Genomic DNA, 25,515 nt, shown 5'->3' on the forward strand with positions numbered 1-25,515 from the left:
AGCCTCAAATTTTCAGCAGGTGGAATATGGCTCGCGCAAAACTGAAATTCCGACTTCATCGTGCAGTGATTGTATTGTTCTGTCTCGCACTGCTTGTCGCGCTCATGCAGGGCGCGTCCTGGTTCAGTCAAAATCACCAGCGGCAGCGAAATCCGCAGCTTGAAGAGCTGGCCCGTACGCTGGCGCACCAGGTGACCCTGAACATCGCGCCGCTGATGCGAACTGAAACGCCTGATGAAAAACGTATCAAGACCATTCTGCAGCAGTTGACGAAGGAAAGCCGTATTCTTGATGCCGGGGTTTATGATGAACAAGGCGATATGATCGCCCGCGCAGGCGAAAGCGTAAATGTGCGCGACCGTCTGGCGCTGGACGGGAAAAAAGCTGGCGGCTACTTCAACCAGCAGATTGTTGAACCCATTCAGGGGAAAAATGGTCCACTGGGCTATCTGCGCCTGACGCTGGATACGCATACCTTAGCCACTGAAGCCCGGCAGGTGGACAACACCACCAACATTTTACGCCTGATGCTGCTGCTTTCACTGGCCATCGGCGTGGTGCTGACCCGCACTCTGCTGCAGGGTAAACGTACCCGCTGGCAGCAATCTCCCTTCCTGCTGACCGCCAACAAGTCGGTGCCGGAAGAGGAAGAGAGCGAAAAAAAAGAGTAATTCATTACAGGAAAGGAAAACTGACATGTCGACACTTCGCCTGCTTATTTCTGACTCTTATGACCCCTGGTTTAACCTGGCGGTCGAAGAGTGTATTTTCCGTCAGATGCCCGCCACTCAGCGCGTGCTGTTTTTGTGGCGCAATGCCGATACGGTCGTCATTGGGCGCGCGCAAAACCCGTGGAAAGAGTGCAATACGCGGCGGATGGAAGAGGACAACGTGCGCCTGGCGCGCCGCAGCAGCGGCGGTGGCGCGGTGTTCCACGATCTCGGCAATACCTGTTTCACCTTTATGGCCGGGAAGCCGGAATACGATAAGACCATTTCGACGTCAATTGTCCTGAATGCGCTTAACGCGCTGGGCGTGACGGCTGAAGCCTCCGGACGTAACGATCTGGTGGTGAAAACGGCGGATGGCGACCGTAAGGTTTCTGGCTCAGCCTACCGCGAAACTAAAGATCGCGGTTTTCATCACGGCACACTGCTGCTGAATGCGGATCTCAGCCGGCTGGCTAATTATTTGAATCCGGATAAAAAGAAACTGGCGGCCAAAGGAATTACTTCTGTACGCTCGCGCGTGGCGAATCTCACCGAACTGCTGCAGGGAATCACGCATGAACAGGTTTGTGCGGCGGTGACCGAGGCCTTTTTCGCTCATTACGGCGAACGCGTTGAAGCGGAGGTGATCTCCCCGGACAACACGCCCGATCTGCCGAACTTTGCCGAAACCTTCGCCCGTCAGAGCAGTTGGGAGTGGAACTTCGGTCAGGCGCCGGCCTTCTCGCATCTGCTGGATGAACGTTTTACCTGGGGCGGCGTTGAGCTGCATTTTGACGTTGAGAAAGGACATATCACCCGTGCCCAGGTCTTTACCGACAGTCTCAATCCGGCACCGTTAGAAGCGCTGGCCGCACGTCTTCAGGGCTGCCTGTATCGTGCCAGTGTCGTACAGCAGAAGTGCGAATCTTTGACAGGGGATTTTCCGGAGCAGGAAAAAGAACTGCGGGAATTGTCGGCGTGGATTGCACAGGCGGTGCGCTAATAAAAAGCCCGCTGAGGTTGCGCTCTGCGGGCCTGGAAAACCGTAGGCCGGGTAAGGCGAAGCCGCCCCCCGGCACACCAGGTCTTACGCTTTATCGCCCAACAGAACGGATTCCAGCGCGATTTTAATCATGTCGTTGAACGTGGTTTGACGTTCAGCCGCCGTCGTCTGCTCGTGAGTACGGATGTGGTCAGACACGGTGCAGATAGTCAGCGCTTTCGCGCCAAATTCTGCCGCCACGCCGTAGATACCCGCCGCTTCCATTTCCACGCCCAGGATGCCGTACTTTTCCATCACGTCGAACATTTCGCCGTCCGGAGAGTAGAACAGATCCGCAGAGAACAGGTTGCCGACGCGTGCGTCCACACCCAGCGCTTTTGCCGCTTCAACCGCGTCACGCACCATGCCAAAATCAGCAATCGCGGCAAAATCATGGTCTTTGAAACGAATGCGGTTCACTTTGGAATCGGTGCAGGCACCCATACCAATTACCACGTCACGCAGTTTCACATCGGCACGCACGGCGCCACAGGACCCTACGCGAATAATTTTCTTCACGCCGAAATCGGTGATCAGCTCTTTGGTATAGATGGAGCAGGACGGGATACCCATACCGTGACCCATCACGGAGATCTTACGGCCTTTGTAAGTCCCGGTGAAACCTAACATGCCGCGAACGTTGTTCACTTCGCGTACATCTTCAAGGAAAGTTTCCGCAATGTGTTTTGCGCGCAGCGGGTCGCCCGGCATCAATACGACGTCAGCGAAATCACCCATTTCTGCATTAATATGTGGAGTTGCCATTTGTTGTCCTTATTTCGTTGTTATTGCCTGATGGCGGCTACGCCTTATCAGGCCTACAAAACGTATTCAAATACCCTAAGGATTTCGCGTTGCAGGAAGGCGACGAATTCGTGAATCCCCGGGAGCATAGATTAACTATGTGACCGGGGTGAGCGAATGAAGTCAACGCATCTACAGCGCGAAAGACAACGGGTATCACAGCATATTTTTACCGTAGTCCATCGGCGACGTACCAAAGTAGCTCGCCAGTGTCTGACCGATATCCGCAAAGGTTTCACGGTGACCTAACGAACCCGGTTTTACTTTCGGGCCGTACACCAGCACCGGAATGTGTTCACGGGTGTGATCGGTACCGGTCCAGCTCGGATCGCAGCCATGGTCAGCGGTCAGGATCAGAATGTCATCTTCACCCACCAGCTCCATCAGCTCCGGCAGACGGCGGTCGAACAACTCCAGACCGGCGGCATAACCGGCGATATCGCGACGGTGGCCCCAGGAGGAGTCGAAGTCCACGAAGTTGGTGAAGACAATCGTCTTGTCACCGGCTTCTTTCATCTCTTTAACCGTGGCGTCAAACAGCGCGTCCAGACCCGTGGCTTTCACTTTTTTAGTGATGCCGCAGTTGGCGTAGATATCGGCGATTTTACCGACGGACACTACGTGGCCATCTTTCTCATCAACCAGTTTCTGCAACACCGTCGGCGCTGGCGGTTCAACGGCCAGATCGTGACGGTTACCGGTACGCTGGAAGTTACCCGCTTTGTCGCCAATAAACGGACGCGCGATGACGCGACCGATGTTGTAACCGCCTTCGGTCAGCTCTTCACGGGCGATCTCGCACAGCTCGTAAAGTTTATCCAGACCAAAGGTCTCTTCATGGCAGGCAATCTGGAACACGGAATCCGCTGAGGTATAGAAAATCGGTTTGCCGGTTTTCATATGCTCTTCGCCCAACTGGTCCAGAATCACTGTACCGGAAGAGTGGCAGTTACCGAGATAGCCCGGCAGGTTCGCACGTTTGACCAGTTTATCCAGCAGTTCCTGCGGGAAGCTGTTCTCGTGGTCGCTGAAATACCCCCAGTCAAACAGAACCGGCACACCGGCGATTTCCCAGTGGCCAGACGGCGTATCTTTACCGGAAGAGAGCTCATGCGCCCAGGCGTATGCGCCAATCACTTCCGCGTTGGCGTCCATACCGGCTGCGATTTTACCGGTAGACCCTTCATGCGCTTTCACCAGACCCAGGCGAGTCAGGTTTGGCAGATTCAGTGGGCCTTTACGCCCTTTGTCAGCCTCGCCTTTGGCACAGGCTTCAGCGATGTGTCCCATGGTGTCGGAACCGACGTCGCCAAAGCGATCCGCGTCTTCCGTCGCACCAATACCAAAGGAGTCCAGCACCATAATAAATGCACGTTTCATCTTGTTCTCCATTCATCTGCGCTGCAAAAAAGCGATCAGATCAGTATATAGCTATTCGGTAATGCGACGATAGACCGTTGGTGTGCTTTCAGGCGCTTTATCGTCAAGGATAATTGCCGCTTTGACGGCTTTCGCCGCTTCCTGCCAGCTGGCTTCATCTTTCGCGTGGATCACCGCCAGCGGACGCTGCCCGTCTACGCTGTCGCCCAGACGGGCCATATCGGTAAAGCCGACGCTGTAATCAATGGTGTCCGACGCCTGGCGACGACCGCCGCCCATCGACACCACCGCCATACCCAGCGCGCGGGTATCCATCGCGCTGACGAACCCTTCACTATCAGCATAAACCGCTTTGCTGAGCATTGCCGTCGGCAGGTATTTCGCGTAGTTCTCCACGAAGTCGGTCGGGCCTTTCTGGGCCGCAACCATACGCCCAAAGACGTCCGCCGCTTTTCCGTTATCCAGCACCGCCTGCAATTTCGCACGCGCTTCAGCGTCGTCTTTCGCCAGATTGCCGGAGATCAGCATTTCAACACACAGCGCCATCGTCACGTCGAACAGGCGTGGGTTGCGGTATTCGCCGGTCAGGAACTGCACCGCTTCGCGCACTTCCACCGCGTTACCCGCGCTGGACGCCAGCACCTGGTTCATGTCGGTCAGCAGCGCGGTTGTCCGCACGCCGGCGCCATTTGCCACGCCAACGATCGCTTCCGCCAGCGCTTCAGAAAGTTCATAGGTTGGCATAAACGCGCCGCTGCCAACTTTCACGTCCATAACCAGCGCATCCAGCCCTTCCGCCAGTTTTTTCGCCAGAATGGAGCCAGTGATAAGCGGAATGGAATCCACCGTCGCGGTGATATCGCGGGTGGCATAAAAACGTTTGTCCGCCGGTGCGAGCGAGCTGGTTTGCCCGATGATCGCTACACCCACGTCCTTAATGATTTCGCGGAAACGATTGTCGTCCGGGAAGATATCAAATCCCGGGATCGCTTCCAGTTTGTCAAGCGTACCGCCGGTATGACCCAGTCCGCGACCGGAGATCATCGGAATGTAACCGCCGCAGGCTGCTACCATTGGACCAAGCATCAGTGACGTCACGTCGCCCACGCCGCCGGTGGAGTGTTTATCCACGATCGGGCCGTTCAGATTCAGGCTCTTCCAGTCCAGGACGGTTCCTGAATCCCGCATTGCCATCGTCAGCGAAACGCGTTCTGGCATAGTCATATCGTGGAAGAAAATGGTCATCGCCAGGGCGGCGATCTGCCCTTCTGAGACGGTGTTGTCACGAATACCGTTGATAAAGAAACGAATTTCTTCATCGCTCAACGCATGACCATCACGTTTTTTACGAATAATTTCTTGTGCGAGAAACACGGTAACCCCCGATAAATCAGGTTAAATGCAGCGGAAAACCCACTGCAATGATTGATTACTCTAAATAATTCGAGTCGCAGGAAGGCGGCAAGGGAGCTCATCCCCAGGAGCTTACTACAGTAAGTGACTGGGGTGAGGGAGTGCAGCTAACGCACCTGCGGCTTGAAGTATGACGAGTAATTAGTAGCTGCTTGTGCTCTTGCCGTCCCCATGCCCCAGCGCTTTCAGCAGGCTTGCCAGCAGGCTGGATGCCCCAAAGCGGTAGTGACGGGAATCCGCCCAGTCAGCGCCAAACAATTCGTCAGCGATAGCGAGGAACTGCTGAGCATCTTCCGCACTGCGCACGCCACCCGCAGGTTTGAAGCCCACGGTTTTGGATACGCCCATATCGCGGATCACTTCCATCATGATGCGTGCGCTTTCCGGCGTGGCGTTTACGGGTACTTTACCGGTCGACGTCTTGATGAAATCGGCACCAGCTTTAATCGCAATTTCCGACGCTTTACGAATCAGAGCCTCTTCTTTCAGCTCACCGGTTTCGATGATCACTTTCAGCAGCACGTTTGCCGCCGCGCACGCGTCTTTACAGGCTTTAACCAGATCGAAGCCGACCTGTTCGTTACCGGCGATCAGCGCGCGGTACGGGAAGACCACATCCACTTCATCCGCCCCGTAGGCAATCGCCGCACGGGTTTCCGCCAGCGCGATCTCAATGTCGTCGTTGCCGTGCGGGAAGTTGGTCACCGTCGCAATACGGATATCCGGGGTGCCCTGCTCTTTCAGCGTTTTACGTGCAATCGGAATAAAACGCGGATAGATGCAGACTGCAGCGGTGTTGCCGACCGGGGTTTTCGCCTGATGACACAGCGCGATCACTTTTTCATTGGTGTCGTCGTCATTCAGGGTGGTCAGATCCATCAGTTTCAGTGCGCGCAGGCTGCTTGCAGTTAAATCGCTCATAACATTCTCCAACGGCATCGCCGTATAAAATTCTCACCTTGCGAGTCTGTTAGTATTCTAACATCCACTCGCCATTACACTTCGATATACATCACAGTTAATGAAAACTACGTACAAATTTGCATTACTGTAATGAGATCAACTTCAAATAATAGTCCTTTTCTGTCGATTTCTTCTCCACTCAGGCGCATCAGGATCAAAGTGCCGGCAGCACATCTTTCTACAATGACGTTATGATCTTCGGCCTATAAAGGAATTACGATGCCTACGACCCATGAAACCGCGCTGCAACAACGTTGCCAGCAAATCGTCACCAGCTCACTCCTCAGTCCGGAACAGAAACGCCATTTCCTCGCACTGGAAGCAGAGAACAACCTGCCTTACCCTTCACTGCCCGCCGGGGCGCGTCAGGCGCTGGACGACGGGGTTATCTGCGATATGTTTGAAGGTCACGCGCCGTATAAACCGCGCTATGTGCTTCCTGATTACGCGCGTTTTCTGGCCAACGGTTCAGCCTGGCTGGAACTGGAAGGGGCGAAAGATCTGGACGATGCACTGTCCCTGCTGACCATTCTGTATCACCACGTGCCTTCCGTCACATCGATGCCGGTTTACCTGGGGCAACTGGATACGCTGCTGCAACCGTATGTGAAAATTCTAACACAAGAAGCGATCGATATTCGAATAAAACGTTTCTGGCGGTATCTCGACAGAACGCTGCCTGACGCTTTTATGCACGCCAACATTGGCCCGGCCGATACCCCTATCACCCGGGCTATTTTACGCGCCGATGCCGAATTAAAGCAGGTTTCGCCTAATCTGACGTTCATCTACGACCCGGAAATCACACCCGATGATCTGCTGCTGGACGTGGCGAAAAACATCTGTGAATGCAGTAAGCCACATATTTCCAACGGACCGATAAATGATAAAATTTTCACAAAAGGTCGCTATGGTATCGTCAGCTGTTACAACTCTCTGCCGCTTGCCGGCGGCGGCAGCACGCTGGTTCGTCTCAATCTGAAAGCCATTGCCGAGCGCAGCACTTCTGTCTATGACTTCTTTAACCGCACGCTGCCGTACTACTGTCAGCAGCAAATTGCCATCATCGATGCGCGATGTGAGTTCCTCTATGAAAAATCACATTTCTTTGAGAATAGCTTCCTGGTGCAGGAAGGTCTGATCGATCCACAACGTTTTGTGCCGATGTTCGGTATGTACGGCCTGGCGGAGGCGGTTAACCTGTTGTGCGAAAAAGCGGGTATGAATGCGCGCTACGGCAAAGAGGAGACGGCGAACGATCTGGGCTATCGCATCAGCGCCCAGCTTGCGGATTTTGTTGAAAATACGCCGGTGAAATACGGCTGGCAGCAGCGCGCCATGCTGCACGCCCAGTCGGGGATCAGTTCAGATATTGGCACCACGCCGGGCGCACGTTTACCCTATGGCGATGAACCGGATCCGATCACCCACCTGCAAACCGTCGCACCGCATCACGCGCATTATCAGTCCGGTATCAGCGACATTCTGACGCTCGATGAGACCATCAAGCGTAACCCGCAGGCGCTGGTGCAACTCTGTCTGGGCGCGTTCAACGCGGGAATGCGCGAGTTTACCGCCAACGTCAGCGGCAACGATCTGGTCCGCGTCACCGGATACATGGTGCGTCTGTCGGATCTGGAAAAATACCGCGCCGAAGGCTCGCGGACCAATACCACCTGGTTAGGTGAAGAGGCCGCACGCAATACCCATATTCTGGAACGCCAACCTCGTGTCGTCAGTCATGAACAGCAGATGCGCTTCAGTAAGTAAGGTGATACCGTTCTCCTGCGTGGACGGGCCGGGCAGTCGCCTGGTCCTCTTTCTGCAAGGGTGCAACCTGCGCTGTAAGAATTGCCACAACCCGTGGACGATGGGGCGCTGCAACCACTGCGGCGAATGCGTCCTACAGTGCCCGCATCAGGCGCTGAGTCTCAGTGACGGGAAGGTTGTCTGGCAGGCTGATGTCTGCGAACAGTGTGACACCTGTTTGCAGATGTGCCCGCAGCAGGCAACGCCGATGGCGCAGACGATGAGCGTTGACGAGGTGTTGCGCCAAATCCGCAAAGCGTCATTGTTCATTGAGGGGATCACCGTCAGCGGCGGCGAAGCCACGACGCAGTTGCCTTTCGTTGTAGATTTGTTTACGGCTATTAAGGCCGACCCACAGCTCCAGTCGCTCACCTGTCTGGTCGACAGCAATGGGCTGTTGAGCGAAACCGGCTGGCAGAAATTGCTACCGGTTTGCGATGGCGTGATGCTCGATCTCAAAGCCTGGGATAGCGCGCGCCACATCGCACTCACCGGTCGGGATAACGCGCAGATCAAGCGCAGTATTACGCTGCTGGCGCAGCGAGGAAAGCTGGCAGAACTGCGCCTGCTGGTCATTCCCGGGCAGGTGGATTACCTGCAGCACATTGATTCGCTCGCCGCATTCATCGGACAACTGGGAAATGTCCCGCTACGGCTGAATGCCTTCCACGCGCACGGGGTATACGGTGAGGCAAAAGCCTGGCCGAGCGCGACGCCACAAGAGGTGGAGACGCTGGCGCAGGCATTACGGGAACGCGGAGTGACTGAGCTTATCTTCCCTGCGTTATATCTCTAGAGTAAATAATGTTGTCGTATTGTGATATAGCGCCTCAGCGATCGCCTCTGCGGGTTCCGGGCGCAGTTCGCATAACACATCGAACACTCTCGCCGCCTGTTCCGGACGATTTGGCTGCCCCTGAAAACCATTCAGCGGCATATCCGGCGCGTCGGTCTCCAGCAGCAGCGCCTCCAGCGGCAATCGGGCCATCACGTCACGGGTTTTACTGGCGCGCGGATAGGTAATCGTCCCGCCCACCCCGATTTTATAACCCAGTTGCACAAAACGCTCTGCCTGCTGCAGGCTGCCAGCGAAACCATGCACCACGCCGGTACGCGGCAGATCCTGGCGTTTTAGATGCATCGCCAGCGTGTCATGCGTGCGCCGGGAATGCAGGATCACCGGTAAATCATAGCGTTTTGCTAACCGCAACTGGGCCTCCAGAAACCGCTCCTGCTTCGCGAACTGCGGCTCGTCGCGATACCGATCCAGGCCTACCTCACCAATGGCGATCACTTTTGTCGGGCGCGTCGCCAGTGCCTGTTGCAGACGCGCAAGATCCTCATCGGTATGTTGCTCAATCACGATGGGATGCAGCCCCAGTGCGGCATACAACGGGGAAAAGCGTTCCGCAAGTGCCTGCACGCGAGCAAAGTTTTCCGCTGCGGTGGCCGGAATGATGATCTTCTCAATGCCTGCCTCACCTGCGAGTTGCAGGCTGTGGGTTTCATCCCCGGTAAAAGGCGGAAAGTCAAAGTGACAGTGGGTATCGATAAAGCGAAAACTCACGCCAGATCCTCATTGTTGAATGTCGTATCGTTAGCCTGCGGCGCATCGCTCACCACCGCCGCATGGGCATCGTTGGCCACCGGTGCCGGCGGAACCACCACCGGCGTCGGCGTGACGATTTGCGGCAGATGGCGTGATAACGGCGGCTCCGCTGCCAGTAGTTTTCCCACGGTCGCCAGGAAGTAGCGCCCACACAGTCGCCCCGTTTTATAGTCTTCCCGCAGTGCCGGAATGCGACTTCCCAACGCCATGCTTTTAAGTGGCTTCGGCGGATAGATTTCAAAGATCTTCAGCTTGCCCGGCGGTTTTTCAATGAATTGCTGAATTTCCGTATAGCTGGCTTCATGGTGCTGAACCAGATTAAGAAGCGGTTGCAGGCTGCTTTCGCCCAGCCAGCGCTCCATCCGCTTGAACCACTGCGGGGTGTAATACATTTGCGAAGGCACAGTCCGAATCACCACCAGCGTTTTCGCCCCCTGCTTCACGGCCTCACGAACCGGGATTGCATCGCTGATCCCACCATCGAGGTAATTGATTCCTTCCAGCGATACGCCGCTACGATAGAACCCTGGGATCGCGCTGGACGCCCGGATCAAATCGAGCCAGTTTTGCGTATTGGGAGAGAAATAGTTCGGCGTGTAGTCATCACCCCGACAGGCGCACATGTAAAACGATTTCCCCGTTTCGAACAGGCGAGAGGCGGTATCCATCTGTAACGGCATCTGGCTGGCCGTGGACTCCACCAGCCAGTCGAGATCGATCAGATTCCCGCCGCGCACAAAGCGTACCGGGTCAAAGAATTCCCGTCTGGTGGTATAGCGCATGATGACTCTGCGTCCGTAGCCGGGCTGGTTGCACAAATAGGCCGACAGGTTTTGCGCCCCCGCGGAGGTGCCGTAATAGAGATCGAACGGATTAAACTGCGCGCGCATGAACTCGTCCAGTACGCCTGCGGTAAAGATGCCACGCTGCCCGCCGCCCTCGCAGACCAACGCCAGGCGACCCGGTTTGAACGTTCTTAATGACAACGGCGCAATATTGCCGAGCGTGACGGGTATACGCTGCCCCACCTCTGCCTTCCTGTTTCTTATTATGTAATGTGCCAAAATAACGCAAATAGGCGGCGGCTAAAACCGAAAAAGCCAGTCCACTGGACTGGCTTGACAGCAAAATCGTTGTACGCTCTACGCGCTAGGGCCGCTTACGCCCTGTAAACAGGCTGACCAGGAAGAGAATAATCCCGACGACGAAGACAATTTTCGCCGCGCCCGCTGCCGTACCGGCCAGTCCACCAAATCCCAGAGCGGCGGCAATTAACGCGATAACCAGAAATATAATGCCCCAACGAAACATACGCTTCTCCTTTACCATAGTTAATGTCGACCGCTTGATATGAGCGCTCAGGCTGCTCATTCACGCTATTGTTTGTGTAATGCTCATGACGTCCTCCGACCCAGGCCGGAGGAGAAAACGAAGATTTACTGTGCTTTCAGATCGTTTTTGACGCTTTTGACGCCATCAACGGCTTTCGCGATGCTTTCAGCGCGCTCGATTTGCGCCTGAGAATCCACGGTGCCGGAAAGCTGGACCACACCATCGGTCGTTTCAACTTTCACTTTGCGGGAAGGAACGATGTCATCCGCCAGCAGTTTCGCTTTGATCTCGCTGGTCGTTGCCGTATCGCCGGCATAGCCTTTCACAGAGTCGGATTTGCTGTCGCGCACGTGGAGTTTGTCGCTAACGGAGGTCACACCTTCAACGCCTTTCGCCACGGTCACGGCCGCTTCCGCCTGCGCCTGGCTTTCGACGAAGCCGCTCAGCGTCACGACTTTCTGCTCGGTTTTGACGGAAATATCGGTGCTCTTAATGCTTTCATGATCCACCAGTGCCGCTTTCACTTTCGCGGTAATGGCGCTGTCATCCATGAAATTACCGACTTTATTCATAGAGCTATCGACTTTCTGCCCTGCACTTTCTACACCGGATTGCGCTTTATCCGTTGTGGCGTTTTCTGCATACGCAGAACCCGTTGCCACAGCGGAGGTCAACATCACGGCCAGCAGAGTTTTAGAAATCTTCAGTCTTGTCATAGTCATCGATTTATTCCTGTATGGTTTGCTCATAATTTGAGCTCAGGCAACATAAGGTTGCATTGCTGAATGTGGTGAAAAATTCACCCAGCTCAGAAGTCAATGGCGGCGGTCACAATCACAAAACGGAAAAGGTGATGATGATGCGCTGACAGATACCTCTCTGAGTCAGTTATTAATATCGCGACGACAATAGACATTAGCTTTAAGCACTTAGATTCACGCATTGAACGGTATTTAAAACCAATGTTTATGTCATCACTTTGTTAAATATAGATCACAATTTTGAAAAAGCGCGGCGGATTGCGCAAAAAACAGGCAGTCATAAGCAAAACAGAGGGATTTAAGAACATTCCGCAAGGGGCTAATAAGGCAGGAAAAGTCGCAGGGCGCAGCGGCAGCCGCGCCCTGAAGGGGTAATTAGTGTTCGCGCGTCTTGCGGAACTGAACGTCGGGATAACGCTCTTGCGTCAGGTTGAGGTTCACCATCGTCGGGGCGATGTAGGTCAGGTTATCGCCGCCATCCAGCGCCAGCTGAACTTCGTTCTTACGCTTAAACTCTTCGAATTTCTTCGCGTCAGCACATTCCACCCAGCGCGCCGTCGCCACGTTGACGGACTCATAAATGGCCTCAACGTTGTACTCACTCTTCAGACGGGCAACGACCACGTCGAACTGCAGCACACCGACCGCGCCCACAATCAGATCGTTATTGGCGATCGGACGGAACACCTGTACCGCACCTTCTTCGGAAAGCTGTACCAGCCCCTTCAGCAACTGTTTCTGCTTCAGCGGATCTTTCAGGCGAATACGACGGAACAGTTCCGGCGCGAAGTTCGGAATACCGGTGAACTTCATCATTTCACCCTGGGTGAAGGTATCGCCAATCTGGATAGTGCCGTGGTTGTGCAGACCGAGAATATCGCCCGGGTAAGCCTCTTCCACATGCGAACGGTCACCGGCCATAAAGGTCAGCGCGTCAGAGATCACCACGTCTTTGCCGATACGGACCTGACGCATCTTCATGCCTTTTTCGTACTTGCCGGAAACAACGCGCATAAATGCCACGCGGTCACGGTGTTTCGGATCCATGTTGGCCTGGATTTTAAAGACGAAGCCGGTGAACTTCTCTTCTTCCGCTTCCACCACGCGCGTATCAGTCTTGCGCGGCATTGGCGCTGGCGCCCACTCCACCAGACCATCCAGCATGTGGTCAACGCCGAAGTTACCCAGTGCGGTACCAAAGAAGACCGGGGTAATTTCGCCCGCCAGGAACAGCTCTTTATCAAACTCGTTAGAGGCGCCCTTCACCAGTTCCAGTTCGTCACGCAGCTGCTGCGCCAGATCGTCGCCAACGGCCGCGTCGAGATCCGGGTTATCCAGACCTTTAACTATGCGCACTTCCTGGATGGTATGGCCTTTCCCCGTCTGATACAGATAGGTTTCATCTTTATAAAGGTGATAAACCCCTTTGAACAGCTTGCCGCAGCCAATCGGCCAGGTGATCGGCGCACAGCCGATTTTCAGCTCGTTCTCAACTTCGTCCAGCAACTCCATCGGGTCACGGATGTCGCGGTCGAGTTTGTTCATAAAGGTCAGGATCGGCGTATCGCGCAGACGGGTGACTTCCATCAGCTTACGGGTACGATCCTCGACGCCTTTCGCGGCGTCGATCACCATCAGACAGCAGTCCACTGCCGTCAGAGTACGATAGGTATCTTCGGAGAAGTCTTCGTGCCCCGGGGTGTCCAGCAGGTTAACCAGACAGTTATGATACGGAAACTGCATGACAGAGGTGGTAATAGAGATCCCACGCTGCTTTTCCATTTCCATCCAGTCCGATTTTGCATGCTGGCTGGAACCACGGCCTTTTACCGTACCGGCAGTCTGAATCGCCTGTCCGAACAGCAACACCTTCTCAGTGATGGTCGTTTTACCCGCATCCGGGTGAGAAATAATGGCAAAAGTGCGGCGCTTGGCCACCTCCTGCAAATAAGGAGACAACGTCATAGTTCATTCTTCTTGAGTAAACGCGGCATCGCACCGCGCATGTTGAATACGAAAAATTGCGGCTATTTTACCCATCAGCGGGGGGGAGGCAATCAGTGTTTACACAGGAGCTGCTCCAGTTCGTGTAATGACGATACGGTCCAGGTCGGCTCGATGCCTTCGGGCTGCTCGCGATGATGCGCATTCAGCCAGCAAGTAGAAAGCCCGGCGTTGATGCCACCGAGAATATCGGACGCGGCGGTATCTCCTACCATCAGTACCCGATCGCGATCGGGATTGCCCGCCTGCGCCAGGGCGTAATCAAAAATCTTCGGATCCGGTTTCGCCACACCCACTTCTTCGGAAATGACCAGCAAATCAAAGTAGTCGCGTAGTCCCGTGCGCTCCAGGCGGATCTGCTGCAGGGAGGTGAAGCCGTTGGTAATAATGCCAATTTTGGCTTTGCCGCGTATCGCATTGAGCAGCGAAACGGCCCCCGGCAGCGGCGCGCAAATTTCGGCCATCGCGTTCATAAAGGCATCGTTAAGCGATCCCGGCTCAACCTTTAACCGTTCTGCCCAGCTCTGGAAGCGGGCATGCTGAAGCTGTAATGAGGTGATCGCGCCGTTCTGATAATCCACCCACAGCGGTTTATTCACGGCCTGGTAGTCCTGAAAATCCTCAGCGGTAAAGGTGATGCTGTAATCGAGAAACATCCGCTGTAAGCCAGTAAACGAGTCAAACGTGAACAGCGTTTCGTCGGCATCAAAGAAAATCCAGTCCCACTTCATCATTACACCTTCTTTTACATACTGATTGGCAGTGCCATTATGATGGCGTCCTCACGACCGTCAGCGGTCGGATAATAATTGCGGCGAATCGTTGCCTCGTTAAAACCTAAGCTTTCGTACAGTGCGATGGCGGCAACGTTGGAAGCGCGAACCTCCAGCCACAGCGTCAGGACGCCGCGTTTTTCTAATTCATCAATGAGATGTTCCAGCAGCGCTTTCCCTAATCCCCGGCGCTGAAAATCGGGATCAACAGCAATGTTGAACAGCGTCGCTTCATCCAGCACCACCTGCGTAATGGCAAACGCCGCCATTATCCCCTCTACCGTCAATTGATAGTTGAGATAACGCTCTCCCTGATTACTGGCAAACGTGTGCTCACTCCAGGGAAATGCATGGGCGCGCTTTTCAATCTGAAACGCGGCGGGTAAATCACTCTGACTGAGGGAAGAAATCGTGTTCATGTGTGCAGATTTGTTGCCATAGTGCGGCGCGTGCCGTTGGGTTTGCCCGCAATTCATCAAATGCCGGCGTTGCAACCTGCGCACCTTCCAGCGACAACGGCGCATCTGTACCCAGTCGCCAGCTGTTGCAGCGGCTGCCCTGCGGCAGCATCGCGACGCGTTCGGGCGTCACCTGCAAAACCTGATCGGGACTCAGCGTTAATGCGCGCAGAATGTCACTGACCAGTGGTTCAGTCAGCGGCGGCAGTGTTTCACCGACCATCACCAGACGGACGTGCGCAGGAATAGAAATCGCGATCTCTCCCTGCAACGCGCCGGGGCGACGCAGCGACCACTGGGTAATGCCCAGTTGCTGTAACTGCCAGTCTCGTCGGGTTGTCATAGCGAATCGCTCCTGTATTCAGGGGCGCAAATATAGCAAATTAGTCGAATAGACGCCATCAAACGTCTATAATCGCCCGCTGTATGAATTAAGGAGTTTTCCATGTCTGCTTTTACCCCGGCAAGTGAAGTCTTGCTGCGCCACAGTGATGATTTCGAACAAAGCCGTATTCTGTTTGCCGGAGACTTGCAGGATGACCTGCCCGCACGCTTTGAAAGCGCTGACCGCCGCGTGCATACACAACAGTTTCACCACTGGCAGGCGCTGAGCCGCCTGATGGGTGACAACGCACGCTTTGGCCTTGTCGCGCAAGCGGAAGACGTTGCCGACTGCGACACCTTTATCTACTACTGGCCGAAAAACAAGCCGGAAGCCCAGTTCCAGTTGATGAACATTCTGTCGCTGCTTCCCGTGGGAACCGATATTTTCGTCGTCGGTGAAAACCGCAGTGGCGTACGTAGCGCCGAGCAAATGCTGGCGGAATACGCCCCGCTGAACAAAATTGACAGCGCGCGTCGTTGTGGCCTGTATCACGGCCGTCTGGAAACGCAGCCGACGTTTGATGCCGATAGATTCTGGGGCGAGTACCACGTTGACGGGCTGACGATCAAAACCTTGCCTGGCGTCTTCAGCCGCGATGGTCTGGATGTCGGCAGCCAGTTGCTGCTCTCCACCCTGACGCCGCATACCAAAGGCAAAGTACTGGACGTCGGCTGTGGCGCAGGTGTGCTTTCTGTCGCACTTGCCAGCCACTCGCCGAAAGTGCGTTTAACGCTCTGCGACGTCGCCGCACCGGCAGTTGAAGCCAGTCGCGCCACCCTGGCGGCGAACGGCATTGAGGGTGAAGTCTTTGCCAGCAACGTCTTCTCTGAAGTGACGGGGCGCTTTGATATGATCATCTCTAACCCGCCGTTTCATGACGGAATGCAAACCAGCCTTGATGCCGCGCAATCTCTGATTCGCGGTGCCGTACGTCACCTGAACAGTGGCGGCGAACTGCGCATTGTCGCTAACGCCTTCCTGCCGTATCCGCAGGTTCTGGATGAGACCTTTGGCTTCCACGAGGTTATCGCCCAGACCGGACGCTTCAAAGTGTATCGCACGGTCATGACCTGCCAGGCGAAAAAAGCATAGCATCACGATAACGGCCATGCGAATGGCCGTTGAGAGGGATGACAAACCTCATCATCCCGATACCGGACAAGCAGAGATCACCTCATTAAAAACAAGGAAAATCAATTCATTGATTTTCGGCTGATAACCACAAAGAAGGAAAAACCACGTTTTTTCCTTCTTTGTCAGCAGTCTGCACGGCCATGCGAATGGCCGTTTTTGCAGCAATCACCGCTATCCCACGTAATTAACTATTGACGAAAAGCTGAAAACCACTAGAATGCGCCTCCGTGGTAGCGATTCTTTTTAAGAATCGATGGTATGCGAAGGTGGCGGAATTGGTAGACGCGCTAGCTTCAGGTGTTAGTGTCCTTACGGACGTGGGGGTTCAAGTCCCCCCCCTCGCACCATAAACCACGTTGATATTGCTCGCACTGGGCGAAGGTGGCGGAATTGGTAGACGCGCTAGCTTCAGGTGTTAGTGTTCTTACGGACGTGGGGGTTCAAGTCCCCCCCCTCGCACCAACGAGGCGATATCAAAAAGTAAGATGACTGTGCGAAGGTGGCGGAATTGGTAGACGCGCTAGCTTCAGGTGTTAGTGTCCTTACGGACGTGGGGGTTCAAGTCCCCCCCCTCGCACCAATTATCTTACCTTCCTCTCAGAGCATTCCCGATTATTCATCCCTGATTCCAGTTCATCATCACCAGCATCATTCCGCCGATCAACACAACGCATGATGGTAACAATACAAAGTGCCGTAATTGTTTGTGATAGAGCATCGCCGGTGTCAGCAGCAACCCGAATACAATAATGGTCTTCCATGCCCCGAGGGAAAGATCGGCAAACGCCAGCCCGGCAATCACGATCCCTGGCAGCAAGACTCCCCAACCACTGCCCAGCGCCCGTTGCAACATGGTTTCACCTCTCACACTGATAATGATAACCAATATCATATGATAAATTTTCTCATTTGTCAGCAATCCATACACCAGTTACATGAGCTTTACTTAAGCAATGATGACACGAATTATTTAAGGTGATAAATTGCACAGCGGTAAACATAAAAACACAATAATCTGATCTCAAGCGAGCATCTTCTCGCCCATTATTTGTGTGCCTGAACAGTGTAATTGTTAGATAAATAATGACGTTAAGATATGACTGCACAATCCTGGCAAACTCTGCGCACGAAAAAATACCAACTCTCTCTGCGACTTTTTTTGTTTCTCAACGCTATTTCCGCGTTGTTTGCCGTAGCCTTTCCGATCTATCCCAGTAAAACCCTCTCCACACCAGGATTCCTCATCCTTGTGCTGAGCACTGCGTTACTGACATGGCATGTAAGGTATGCGAAGAAGCGGATTAATCTCCACGCCATCTCGATACTCTTTGGTGGGTTATGGGCAGCGCACATTACGCTGAAATACCTGGCTCAGCAAAATCCTGACTATTCTTTTTTGCTGATGGCACTGCTGACGGTGTTATTTATTGGCTCAATTGCTTTTGCCAATAATATCATTGCCTTCACTCTTCATTCGCTGCCATCCTTATTCGCCTGTTTATGGCTAAACGGCAACGAAAACGGCCTGCGGTTGCTATTTTTTATGGCTCTGCCCATGGCCGGTATCGCGATTCAGCATGTGATTCAAAAGCGCTATGACGACTTTGCCCAGCAACTGATGTTCAAACTGCTCGCCGAAAAAGAGACGCTGACTGACCTGAGTATGCTTGATTCATTAACGGGCCTGTACAATCGACGGGGACTCCAGCATAAGCTGAACGCTGTGCTGGAACTCGATACGCATGAACATTACGTTTTACTGATCGACATCGACCATTTCAAAGCCTACAACGATCACTACGGGCACATGATGGGCGATCAGGCGCTAATCCGCGTTTCCGCTGCGATCCGCAACGCCGTGCGTTCACGTGATGTCGTCGCCCGTTTTGGCGGTGAAGAGTTTATGGTGTTACTGACGGCGAGCGACCCACAAACCGCCCGCGAGGCGGCGGAACGCATCCGACAGCATGTTTACGATCTCAAAATTCCCCATATGTTCAATGAGAGCGTCGCGACTCGCGTCACGATCAGTATCGGTATAGCGCCTCTGGTGGGAAGAGACGTGGAAGGGGCGATTCTTCATGCCGATCAGGCGCTCTATAAAGCGAAAGATTTGGGCCGTAACCATATTTTAGTCAGTGGCGATCCGGGTATCGCCTGACGAACGATGGCGCATTCGTGCGCCGTTAAACGCCAGACTGACAAAGATCTTGCTATCGGTTATGCCTATCGCTAGGATTAGCAATCATTATCATTTAGATTACTATCCAGACTATGGCCTATCGTTCCGCACCGATCATTGACGATGTCATCTGGCGAACGCATCTCCAGCCGCAGATGCCCTCGCTGGCCGAAGCCGTGCGCGCAACCATAGCCCAGACGCGTGAGCATCTGCTGGATTTTATCCGTCTGGATGAACCCGCACCGCAGAGTGCGATGACGCTGGCACAATGGCGTCGTCCCGGCGAGCTTCAGTCTCTGCTGGCAATCTACTCCGATCATATTTATCGCAACCACCCCACGCAGTCGCGCGAAAATAAGCCGCTAATCTCGCTGTGGGCGCAGTGGTACATCGGTCTGATGGTACCTCCGCTGATGCTTGCCCTGCTCACGCAGGAAACGGCTATTGATGTCTCGCCCGAACATATCCACGTTGAGTTTCACGAAACCGGACGTGCTGCCTGCTTCTGGATCGACGTACATCAGGATCAACTGGCGACAGCACAATCCCCGCAGGCACGCATGGAAACGCTGGTTAAGCAGGCGCTGACTCCGGTCATCCAGGCGCTTGAGGCGACCGGAGAGATCAACGGCAAACTTATCTGGAGCAATACCGGTTATCTGATTAACTGGTATCTCACTGAAATGAAACCGCTGCTGGGCGAAACATTGTTGAATACGCTGCGCCAGGCCTGCTTCTTTGAAAAGCAGTTGTCCTGCGGGGCTGACAACCCACTCTGGCGCACGGTCGTCCCTCGTGAAGGCATTCTGGTACGCAGAACATGCTGCCAGCGTTATCGTCTGCCGGACGTTCAGCAGTGCGGTGACTGTACGCTGAAGTAATCAGGGAGCGTTCGCCCCCTGATGACGACTACGCAATCTGCTCGTTTTCCGCGTCTGAACGTTGTGCCTCTTCCGCCTCTTGTTCCAGCAGTTGCTTCTCGTACACTTTAAAGAACGGGAAGTAGATGACGGCTGAAACTATTGCCAGAAGAACCACCAGAATGGCAGCACGATAATCCCAGCCTAATGCCCACGCAGCTCCGACTGGCGCTGGCGCAGTCCACGGCACAACCGAAATCACGCGACCAATCAGATCCAGTTTCATCGCCGCCCATGCCAGCACGGCGTTCACCATCGGCGCCAACAGGAAAGGAATAAAGAACACCGGGTTCATAACAATCGGCGTACCGAAAATCACCGGTTCGTTAATGTTAAAGATACTGGGTACCACGCTCAGCCGGCCTATTGAACGCAGATGCACGGAACGACTGCGCAGATAGCAAATCACCAGTCCCATCGTCGCACCCGACCCGCCAATCACGATGAAGAACGTCCAGAATGCCTCCATAAAAATATGCGGTAACGGAGCCCCCTGCGCCAGCGCAGTCTGGTTCATACCAAGATTGGTCAGCCAGAACATTTGCAGCATCCCGGAGACGATCGCCGCACCATGAATACCGGCAAACCACAACAGATGACCAATCAGTACCGCCAGTAAAATCGCTGGCAGAGAGTCGGCAGCGGATACCAGTGGTTTGAAGATAGCCATAATGGCTTGCGGGATGAGCATGTCGAACTGTGCCTGAATCAGCAGGCTGAGTGGGTACAATGTCAGCACCACCACCAGCACCGGGATCAGCAGATCGAATGAGTTTTTGATCATCGGCGGGACCTGATCGGGTAAACGAATACCGATGTTATGCGCCTTCAGAAAGCGCATCATTTCTACGCAGTAAATCGCCACCAGAATCGCCGTAAAAATCCCTGTCCCGCCGAGGCTGTCCACAGGCAGAGTGCCTTTTGTTTTAGGCGCGGCGACCAGTAGGAACGCCATGATAGAGAGCATGGCACACATGAACGGATCCAACTGATGAGACTTGACGTAATGTTTGCCAAGGTTATAGGCAATGGCGGCACAGATGTAGATCGACATGATCCCCATGGTCATATCAAAGGGCGTCAGGATCTGCCCTTCAAACTGCTTCGCCAGATCCAGCCAGGTCCGGGCAAAGCCCCAGGTGGTATCGGGTGAAAACGGAGGATAGGCAAATACCAACAGAAACGATCCGACAATCATAAATGGCATCGCGGAGATAAAGCCGTCACGGATAGCCATAACATGACGCTGTGAAGAAATGCGCCCGGCAATCGGGCTGACATAGTTTTCAACAAACCGGAAAATCACATTAAAGACTGCATGGTTGGTAGATTTCATAAGTGGCTCTTTTTATGTGATACAGAGGAAGTGACAGCTCCAGTATTAATCGCTCTTTCACGGACTGCAACCGGTTACGGTAACCGGTTTCCGTGAATGTGAAGAGGATCGAAAAATCGCCCATGTTGCTGGTTTGTTACATTAAAATATTTACAGTACAGGAAGACTTATGCCAAATTACGCCAGCAGTTTTCTGAAGCGTTGAAGACTGTAGAAATGGTGTCAGGAGAATCGAATGAGTCTGCAATCGGTACGGCAATTTTTAGCCGAGCATGCCCCGGATATTGAAATCATTGAATTAAATCAAAGCACCGCGACGGTTGAGCTGGCGGCAAAAGCGCATAACGTCCAGCCCGGACAGATAGCGAAGACCCTTTCGCTGAAGGTTAAGGACGTCATCATCCTGGTCGTCGCCAAAGGCGATGCAAGACTGGACAATAAAAAGCTCAAAAGCACTTTCGGCGCCAAGGCGCGTATGCTGAGTAGTGATGAGGTTGTCAATGCGACAGGACATCCCGTTGGCGGGGTTTGCCCATTCGGGCTGGAAACCCCGTTGCCTGTTTATTGTGATGTCTCTTTACGCTCGTTCACCGAAGTCCTTCCGGCGGCTGGCGCTACACATAGCGCGGTGCGTATTGCGCCAGAGCGTATGGCTGAACTGACTTCAGCCACCTGGGTTGATGTGTGCCAGTAATCGCCTTATTACTTTCGCGGCGGTTAAAGCAAAATATCCGCCGCATGCAGTAGACCCGCGTCAGAATTGACGCCCAGTTTCGACATCACGTTAAACTTGTGCGCCCGAATGGTTTTAATATTCCGCGCCAGTTCTATCGCGATTTGCGGCATTGAATAGCCGCAGGACATAAAGCGCAAAATTTCTCGCTCCGTTGGGCTCAGCATGCGACTCTGATTGAGATACCAGAGATTGCTGTTACTTTCGCTGATCCGCCGCGTGCCGCCTAACATGGTAAATAACGCCTCCTGCAGCGCAGGGAGCGAGGCGGCTTTGCTCAGTACACCATCCAGCGGTAAGGGCGACAGTGCGCTGATTAAACGCGCTTCAACATCATCATCCGCAATCACCAGACGACGCATGCCGGGATAATTTTCAGCCAGTTTGGTCAGACTCATTAACCCCACCCGTCGGTCTTTTCTGATCGAGGAGAGAGAGAAAATAACGGCAGAAAAAACCGTCGTACTCATCGCCTGTTGAAAATCATCCAACGTCAAATAGAGGTGCAATTTATATTGGCTATCGGACGTTGTGTTAAATAAATTCTGAATACCAATACCACTCATAACACATTTTTCTATGAGTGCGACATTTCGCGTACGGTTTCTATTTTCCATTCCGCTGTCTCTCCATATACTGAAGGTAAATTCAGCTCCCTGGCTCCCTGAGAACTGTTAATCCATGCGTACATTTCCGCATTGCTGTGTATTGATAATCGGCGCATCGCGCTATTTTTTTGGGCGCTGATGGTTTTGTTACTTTTTTTAAGTAACGCCGCAATCTGATTAATTCCCCAACCTTTCCCCAGCAGGCGCAATACTTTTCGCTCTGATAGCGTCAAAAGAATGGCGTGGGAACCAAATTCCAGATGTTCAATCTGTGGAGGTGACAACAACATTTTGCTGATTCGGTCAGGACTGCTGTGTCCAGAACGGATAGTACTGACCAGACTCTCAATCGGTTCGACATCAGACAGCAGCGTACTGGAGGGGCGCATTAATAATTCGACCGCCTGCGCGTAATACGCGCGCGATACCAGGAAAACCCAATGGATATCGCGGTATTGGGAAAGAAGTGCGTAGAATCGCTCGCAGACAGTGCGCGGGTGATGGCAATCACCGGTTAAATCCACGATCGCCAATTCCGTCCGACGCAGTTGTAGTGGCGTGAGTTCTTCTACAACACCACAGGTAGTGAGTTCATACTCCGGGAAATGCAGTTGCATAACCCCGTGAAGTCCCGCTTGTATCACGGGGACTTTACTGATAACAATTCCGTTTTTGCAGCATCCTGGCAACATATATCCTCCACATTCATATGCTTTTATCTTTCTGTTATTAATGAATCGCGTTTGAATTAACACATACAATCATGCAATACAAAAAACAGAACAATAGACAATATGAATTGTTTATCCCTGGTGTTTTTGCTTTAATTCCGTAAGATGCGGTTATACAACTATCACGGGGTATAATACAAGTCGATATTGTCGATAGGTACGTCGCATTCCAGAACAGGATATTAAACATTGTTATTTTATATACGAATTTTTTATTTATCCAAATTTGGACAAGCTATTTATTCTTAATAAATTCCCGGTATGCCTTCGGAGACAACGCGGAATGTTTTTTAAAGAACCGGGAAAAATAGGTAACATCGCTGAATCCCAGATAGTCGGAGATCTGGCTTACGGTCATGCTGGTATATTGCAGGCTACGTTTGGCTTCGAGCATCAACCGCTGATGCAAAACGCTTAATGCACTGCAATGATGAAATTCACGGCATAACTGATTCAGGTAATTTGCAGAAAGCCCGATTCGATGCGCGTATTCTGCCAGGGGAAGATGTTCGCGATAGTGGCTCTCAATCTGCCGGGCAAAAAGGCGTATTGCGCTACGCCGACGTGCCAGGGTGTCATTCGGTGGCTGAACCGGTCGACTCTGCCGACGAAGCCAGACCAGCAGCGCACTCAGCAATGAAAACAACATCATTTCCCGCGCCTCGTTATCCGTCTGATACTCCCTCTGTAAAGCGGAAAACAGCGTGCGGATGTGGCTGCGAGACTGAGCCACCGGCACGCACTGAGGGGTATTCAGCAATGGCAACGGCTGTGGGAACTGAGACTCCAGGCGGCCAATCAGCGGTAACGCCAGAGAAAGCACGTAACCCTGAGTTCCGGGGGAAAAGCGAAAACCGTGGACACAAAGCGCAGGGACGACCTGAATACAGGCATCACGCATCACCGTCGTCTGCCCCTCGATTTCAATCGTTGCCTCACCCCGATGCAAGTAGAGCAACTGGACGATCTCCGCATGCTGATGCACCCGAATATGCCACTCATATAAACTGCTGCGCTGATGAATTGATTCGCAGTGCAGCAGGTCGGGAGTGGGCCATCCCTGTTGTTCACCATACAATTTAAAGACAGGGATAATGTCAGCCGGTTGCATCATTTTTCCTCATTACTCACCAATCTTTTCGTAAGGCAGTCCGACGTAATTCTCCGCGATCGTCGTCAGTCCAGCCCGCGAGCCCAGATAGTACTGACGATCCGCCTCCTGCATCTTGCGATCAAAATCGCTCTTTTCCTGAAAATCATGCAGCAGATGGGTCATAAACCAGCTGAAACGCTCCCCTTTCCATACCCGGTTCAGCGCCAGCCGGGAATAGGTCACCAGCAGGTCGCTACGCCCGTGCTGATAGTACTGCGTCAAAATACGCCACAAATAATTCACGTCTGACGCGGCCAGATTCAGTCCTTTTGCACCAGTCGGCGGAACGATATGCGCCGCATCACCGACCAGAAAGAGCTTGCCATACTGCATCGGTTCCACCACGTAGCTACGTAATGGCGCGATACTCTTTTCAAGTGAGTGACCAGTCACTAACTTCGTGGCCAGTTCATCAGGCAGACGCCGTTTCAGCTCGCCCCAGAAACGCTCATCGCTCCAGGAGTCCACCTGCTCACTGAGCGGGACCTGCAAATAGTAGCGACTTCTGGTTAGTGAGCGCTGACTACAAAGTACAAATCCGCGCTCATGATGCGCATAAATCAACTCCGGATTGACCGGCGGCGTATCGGCCAGCAAACCCAGCCAGCCAAACGGCCAGATGCTTTCGTACTCGCGAATGACATCACGCGGAATACTTTGTCGGGAAACGCCGTGGAATCCATCACACCCGGCAATGAAGTCGCACTCTATGCGGCACTTCTCCCCTTCCTTCTCAAATGTGACCGAAGGACGGTCACTTTTAGCATCGTGAATCTCTACCTGCTGAACGCCATAAATCGTAGGCGCACCACAGTCGTTACGCGCCTGCATCAGGTCCCGTGTGACTTCCGTTTGTCCGTAGACCATCACGCTTTTGCCGCCGGTCAATTCGCTCAGCGCGACGGGAATGCGTTTGCCATCAAAAATAAACTCAACGCCATGATGTACCAGACCTTCGCTGTCCATGCGCTGCGCCACACCCGCTTCCCGCAAAAGCGAAACCGTCCCACTCTCGAGGATCCCCGCCCGGATGCGCCCCAGCACATACTCCGGCGTCTGACGTTCAATGATAAGAGTGCGGATCCCCACCTTATGCAGTAACTGCCCCAGCAGCAGGCCGGAAGGCCCTGCCCCAATAATTGCGACCTGAGTTTTCATCACATTCCTCACCTGCATCGTTGATTATTTGTTTAATCAATGTTGAATAAAAGTTTCAAATTGCATTTTTGATAAGCAGGCACAGAAAAAGAAGGTCTAAATGCGGTTAAAAATTGC

Annotated in this window: 26 protein-coding genes and 3 tRNA genes; 11 read left to right on the forward strand and 18 right to left on the reverse strand. The window is 53.4% G+C overall.

The window, feature by feature from the left end:
* Positions 1-26: 26 nt before the first annotated feature.
* The gene (locus tag AL479_RS05055) at positions 27-671 is read left to right on the forward strand and encodes a YtjB family periplasmic protein (protein WP_044327062.1); all 645 of its coding nucleotides are present in this window, start codon (positions 27-29) and stop codon (positions 669-671) included.
* Between the two features lie 25 nt (positions 672-696).
* Complete coding sequence (gene lplA, locus AL479_RS05060; RefSeq protein WP_061075291.1) at positions 697-1,713, forward strand: lipoate--protein ligase LplA; 1,017 nt, start codon at positions 697-699, stop codon at positions 1,711-1,713.
* A gap of 84 nt (positions 1,714-1,797) precedes the next feature.
* Here lplA and deoD read toward each other — a convergent pair whose 3' ends face one another.
* The 4 genes from deoD to deoC form a co-directional block, all read right to left on the reverse strand.
* Positions 1,798-2,517 carry a purine-nucleoside phosphorylase gene (gene deoD, locus AL479_RS05065; RefSeq protein WP_061075292.1) on the reverse strand — a complete coding sequence of 240 codons (720 nt, stop codon included), beginning with the start codon at positions 2,515-2,517 and terminating at the stop codon, positions 1,798-1,800.
* Between the two features lie 195 nt (positions 2,518-2,712).
* The gene (gene deoB / locus AL479_RS05070) at positions 2,713-3,936 is read right to left on the reverse strand and encodes a phosphopentomutase (RefSeq protein ID WP_061075293.1); all 1,224 of its coding nucleotides are present in this window, start codon (positions 3,934-3,936) and stop codon (positions 2,713-2,715) included.
* A gap of 51 nt (positions 3,937-3,987) precedes the next feature.
* Positions 3,988-5,310 (reverse strand): thymidine phosphorylase, encoded by a 1,323-nt coding sequence (gene deoA / locus AL479_RS05075; RefSeq protein ID WP_061075294.1) that lies wholly within the window; start codon positions 5,308-5,310, stop codon positions 3,988-3,990.
* A 180-nt stretch (positions 5,311-5,490) separates the two neighbouring features.
* On the reverse strand, positions 5,491-6,270 hold the full coding sequence (gene deoC, locus AL479_RS05080; protein WP_061075295.1) for a deoxyribose-phosphate aldolase: 780 nt from the start codon (positions 6,268-6,270) through the stop codon (positions 5,491-5,493).
* Positions 6,271-6,531: 261 nt separating this feature from the next.
* Here deoC and AL479_RS05085 point away from each other — a divergent pair, with 261 nt between their 5' ends.
* A complete protein-coding gene (locus tag AL479_RS05085; RefSeq protein ID WP_061075296.1) occupies positions 6,532-8,082 on the forward strand; it encodes a YjjI family glycine radical enzyme in 1,551 nt (516 codons plus the stop codon).
* Entirely contained in the window at positions 8,054-8,917 is an 864-nt protein-coding gene (locus tag AL479_RS05090) for a YjjW family glycine radical enzyme activase (RefSeq protein WP_061075297.1), read from the forward strand. The genes AL479_RS05085 and AL479_RS05090 overlap by 29 nt, the downstream gene beginning before the upstream one ends.
* Here AL479_RS05090 and AL479_RS05095 read toward each other — a convergent pair.
* From AL479_RS05095 to holD, 8 genes are all read right to left on the reverse strand, one after another.
* On the reverse strand, positions 8,906-9,688 hold the full coding sequence (locus AL479_RS05095; protein WP_061075298.1) for a metal-dependent hydrolase: 783 nt from the start codon (positions 9,686-9,688) through the stop codon (positions 8,906-8,908). The genes AL479_RS05090 and AL479_RS05095 overlap by 12 nt on opposite strands.
* Positions 9,685-10,758, reverse strand: a complete 1,074-nt coding sequence (locus tag AL479_RS05100) for a patatin-like phospholipase family protein (RefSeq protein WP_105291724.1) — start codon at positions 10,756-10,758, stop codon at positions 9,685-9,687. Before AL479_RS05100 ends, AL479_RS05095 begins: the two co-directional genes overlap by 4 nt.
* Before the next feature lie 121 nt (positions 10,759-10,879).
* Complete coding sequence (locus tag AL479_RS05105; protein ID WP_003019081.1) at positions 10,880-11,041, reverse strand: DUF1328 domain-containing protein; 162 nt, start codon at positions 11,039-11,041, stop codon at positions 10,880-10,882.
* A 125-nt stretch (positions 11,042-11,166) separates the two neighbouring features.
* A complete protein-coding gene (osmY, locus tag AL479_RS05110) occupies positions 11,167-11,784 on the reverse strand; it encodes a molecular chaperone OsmY (protein ID WP_061075299.1) in 618 nt (205 codons plus the stop codon).
* Between the two features lie 414 nt (positions 11,785-12,198).
* Positions 12,199-13,788, reverse strand: coding sequence for a peptide chain release factor 3 (gene prfC / locus AL479_RS05115; RefSeq protein WP_061075300.1), 1,590 nt, complete (start codon positions 13,786-13,788; stop codon positions 12,199-12,201).
* A 92-nt stretch (positions 13,789-13,880) separates the two neighbouring features.
* On the reverse strand, positions 13,881-14,558 hold the full coding sequence (yjjG, locus tag AL479_RS05120; protein ID WP_061077931.1) for a pyrimidine 5'-nucleotidase: 678 nt from the start codon (positions 14,556-14,558) through the stop codon (positions 13,881-13,883).
* Between the two features lie 14 nt (positions 14,559-14,572).
* Entirely contained in the window at positions 14,573-15,019 is a 447-nt protein-coding gene (gene rimI / locus AL479_RS05125; protein ID WP_061075301.1) for a ribosomal protein S18-alanine N-acetyltransferase, read from the reverse strand.
* On the reverse strand, positions 14,988-15,401 hold the full coding sequence (gene holD / locus AL479_RS05130) for a DNA polymerase III subunit psi (protein WP_044327053.1): 414 nt from the start codon (positions 15,399-15,401) through the stop codon (positions 14,988-14,990). Before holD ends, rimI begins: the two co-directional genes overlap by 32 nt.
* A gap of 102 nt (positions 15,402-15,503) precedes the next feature.
* On the opposite strand from holD, the gene rsmC reads away from it, so the two are divergent.
* The 4 genes from rsmC (at position 15,504) to AL479_RS05150 (ending at position 17,157) form a co-directional block, all read left to right on the forward strand.
* A complete protein-coding gene (gene rsmC, locus AL479_RS05135) occupies positions 15,504-16,535 on the forward strand; it encodes a 16S rRNA (guanine(1207)-N(2))-methyltransferase RsmC (protein WP_061075302.1) in 1,032 nt (343 codons plus the stop codon).
* A gap of 302 nt (positions 16,536-16,837) precedes the next feature.
* Positions 16,838-16,924: transfer RNA gene (locus AL479_RS05140), tRNA-Leu, on the forward strand.
* 28 nt (positions 16,925-16,952) lie between these two features.
* A tRNA-Leu gene (locus AL479_RS05145) sits at positions 16,953-17,039 on the forward strand.
* Positions 17,040-17,070: 31 nt separating this feature from the next.
* Positions 17,071-17,157 (forward strand) — tRNA-Leu (locus AL479_RS05150).
* A gap of 36 nt (positions 17,158-17,193) precedes the next feature.
* Here the strand turns inward: AL479_RS05150 and AL479_RS05155 are convergent.
* Positions 17,194-17,430 carry a DUF1435 domain-containing protein gene (locus AL479_RS05155; protein WP_080950076.1) on the reverse strand — a complete coding sequence of 79 codons (237 nt, stop codon included), beginning with the start codon at positions 17,428-17,430 and terminating at the stop codon, positions 17,194-17,196.
* A 243-nt stretch (positions 17,431-17,673) separates the two neighbouring features.
* Here AL479_RS05155 and AL479_RS05160 point away from each other — a divergent pair, with 243 nt between their 5' ends.
* A complete protein-coding gene (locus AL479_RS05160; RefSeq protein WP_061075303.1) occupies positions 17,674-18,738 on the forward strand; it encodes a GGDEF domain-containing protein in 1,065 nt (354 codons plus the stop codon).
* A 113-nt stretch (positions 18,739-18,851) separates the two neighbouring features.
* Positions 18,852-19,640, forward strand: a complete 789-nt coding sequence (gene fhuF / locus AL479_RS05165) for a siderophore-iron reductase FhuF (RefSeq protein WP_061075304.1) — start codon at positions 18,852-18,854, stop codon at positions 19,638-19,640.
* A 28-nt stretch (positions 19,641-19,668) separates the two neighbouring features.
* Here fhuF and AL479_RS05170 read toward each other — a convergent pair whose 3' ends face one another.
* Complete coding sequence (locus AL479_RS05170) at positions 19,669-21,015, reverse strand: PTS sugar transporter subunit IIC (RefSeq protein ID WP_061075305.1); 1,347 nt, start codon at positions 21,013-21,015, stop codon at positions 19,669-19,671.
* Between the two features lie 235 nt (positions 21,016-21,250).
* Here AL479_RS05170 and AL479_RS05175 point away from each other — a divergent pair, with 235 nt between their 5' ends.
* Entirely contained in the window at positions 21,251-21,709 is a 459-nt protein-coding gene (locus AL479_RS05175) for a YbaK/EbsC family protein (RefSeq protein ID WP_061075306.1), read from the forward strand.
* A 23-nt stretch (positions 21,710-21,732) separates the two neighbouring features.
* On the opposite strand, the gene bglJ is transcribed toward AL479_RS05175, so the two are convergent.
* The 4 genes from bglJ to pobA all read right to left on the reverse strand — a co-directional run bounded on the left by bglJ (position 21,733) and on the right by pobA (position 25,398).
* The gene (gene bglJ / locus AL479_RS05180) at positions 21,733-22,365 is read right to left on the reverse strand and encodes a DNA-binding transcriptional activator BglJ (protein WP_061075307.1); all 633 of its coding nucleotides are present in this window, start codon (positions 22,363-22,365) and stop codon (positions 21,733-21,735) included.
* Entirely contained in the window at positions 22,326-23,048 is a 723-nt protein-coding gene (locus AL479_RS05185) for a helix-turn-helix transcriptional regulator (RefSeq protein ID WP_061075308.1), read from the reverse strand. Before AL479_RS05185 ends, bglJ begins: the two co-directional genes overlap by 40 nt.
* Before the next feature lie 274 nt (positions 23,049-23,322).
* Positions 23,323-24,198, reverse strand: coding sequence for a helix-turn-helix domain-containing protein (locus AL479_RS05190; RefSeq protein WP_061075309.1), 876 nt, complete (start codon positions 24,196-24,198; stop codon positions 23,323-23,325).
* Positions 24,199-24,210: 12 nt separating this feature from the next.
* On the reverse strand, positions 24,211-25,398 hold the full coding sequence (pobA, locus tag AL479_RS05195) for a 4-hydroxybenzoate 3-monooxygenase (RefSeq protein WP_061075310.1): 1,188 nt from the start codon (positions 25,396-25,398) through the stop codon (positions 24,211-24,213).
* Positions 25,399-25,515 lie beyond the last annotated feature (117 nt).

Source organism: Citrobacter amalonaticus, from assembly GCF_001559075.2.
GTDB classification, from domain to species: Bacteria; Pseudomonadota; Gammaproteobacteria; order Enterobacterales; family Enterobacteriaceae; genus Citrobacter_A; species Citrobacter_A amalonaticus_F.

Coding starts and splice junctions, on each gene's coding strand:
- rimI (WP_061075301.1), bottom strand. CDS start 15,019: ATGAACACGATTTCTTCCCTCAGTCAGAGTGATTTACCCGCCGCGTTT.
- prfC (WP_061075300.1), bottom strand. CDS start 13,788: ATGACGTTGTCTCCTTATTTGCAGGAGGTGGCCAAGCGCCGCACTTTT.
- AL479_RS05105 (WP_003019081.1), bottom strand. CDS start 11,041: ATGTTTCGTTGGGGCATTATATTTCTGGTTATCGCGTTAATTGCCGCC.
- fhuF (WP_061075304.1), top strand. CDS start 18,852: ATGGCCTATCGTTCCGCACCGATCATTGACGATGTCATCTGGCGAACG.
- yjjG (WP_061077931.1), bottom strand. CDS start 14,558: ATGAAGTGGGACTGGATTTTCTTTGATGCCGACGAAACGCTGTTCACG.
- bglJ (WP_061075307.1), bottom strand. CDS start 22,365: ATGGAAAATAGAAACCGTACGCGAAATGTCGCACTCATAGAAAAATGT.
- osmY (WP_061075299.1), bottom strand. CDS start 11,784: ATGACTATGACAAGACTGAAGATTTCTAAAACTCTGCTGGCCGTGATG.
- AL479_RS05055 (WP_044327062.1), top strand. CDS start 27: ATGGCTCGCGCAAAACTGAAATTCCGACTTCATCGTGCAGTGATTGTA.
- holD (WP_044327053.1), bottom strand. CDS start 15,401: ATGACAACCCGACGAGACTGGCAGTTACAGCAACTGGGCATTACCCAG.
- deoD (WP_061075292.1), bottom strand. CDS start 2,517: ATGGCAACTCCACATATTAATGCAGAAATGGGTGATTTCGCTGACGTC.
- AL479_RS05175 (WP_061075306.1), top strand. CDS start 21,251: ATGAGTCTGCAATCGGTACGGCAATTTTTAGCCGAGCATGCCCCGGAT.
- AL479_RS05085 (WP_061075296.1), top strand. CDS start 6,532: ATGCCTACGACCCATGAAACCGCGCTGCAACAACGTTGCCAGCAAATC.
- AL479_RS05185 (WP_061075308.1), bottom strand. CDS start 23,048: ATGTTGCCAGGATGCTGCAAAAACGGAATTGTTATCAGTAAAGTCCCC.
- AL479_RS05090 (WP_061075297.1), top strand. CDS start 8,054: ATGAACAGCAGATGCGCTTCAGTAAGTAAGGTGATACCGTTCTCCTGC.
- pobA (WP_061075310.1), bottom strand. CDS start 25,398: ATGAAAACTCAGGTCGCAATTATTGGGGCAGGGCCTTCCGGCCTGCTG.
- lplA (WP_061075291.1), top strand. CDS start 697: ATGTCGACACTTCGCCTGCTTATTTCTGACTCTTATGACCCCTGGTTT.
- rsmC (WP_061075302.1), top strand. CDS start 15,504: ATGTCTGCTTTTACCCCGGCAAGTGAAGTCTTGCTGCGCCACAGTGAT.
- deoB (WP_061075293.1), bottom strand. CDS start 3,936: ATGAAACGTGCATTTATTATGGTGCTGGACTCCTTTGGTATTGGTGCG.
- AL479_RS05190 (WP_061075309.1), bottom strand. CDS start 24,198: ATGCAACCGGCTGACATTATCCCTGTCTTTAAATTGTATGGTGAACAA.
- AL479_RS05160 (WP_061075303.1), top strand. CDS start 17,674: ATGACTGCACAATCCTGGCAAACTCTGCGCACGAAAAAATACCAACTC.
- AL479_RS05155 (WP_080950076.1), bottom strand. CDS start 17,430: ATGTTGCAACGGGCGCTGGGCAGTGGTTGGGGAGTCTTGCTGCCAGGG.
- deoC (WP_061075295.1), bottom strand. CDS start 6,270: ATGAGCGATTTAACTGCAAGCAGCCTGCGCGCACTGAAACTGATGGAT.
- AL479_RS05170 (WP_061075305.1), bottom strand. CDS start 21,015: ATGAAATCTACCAACCATGCAGTCTTTAATGTGATTTTCCGGTTTGTT.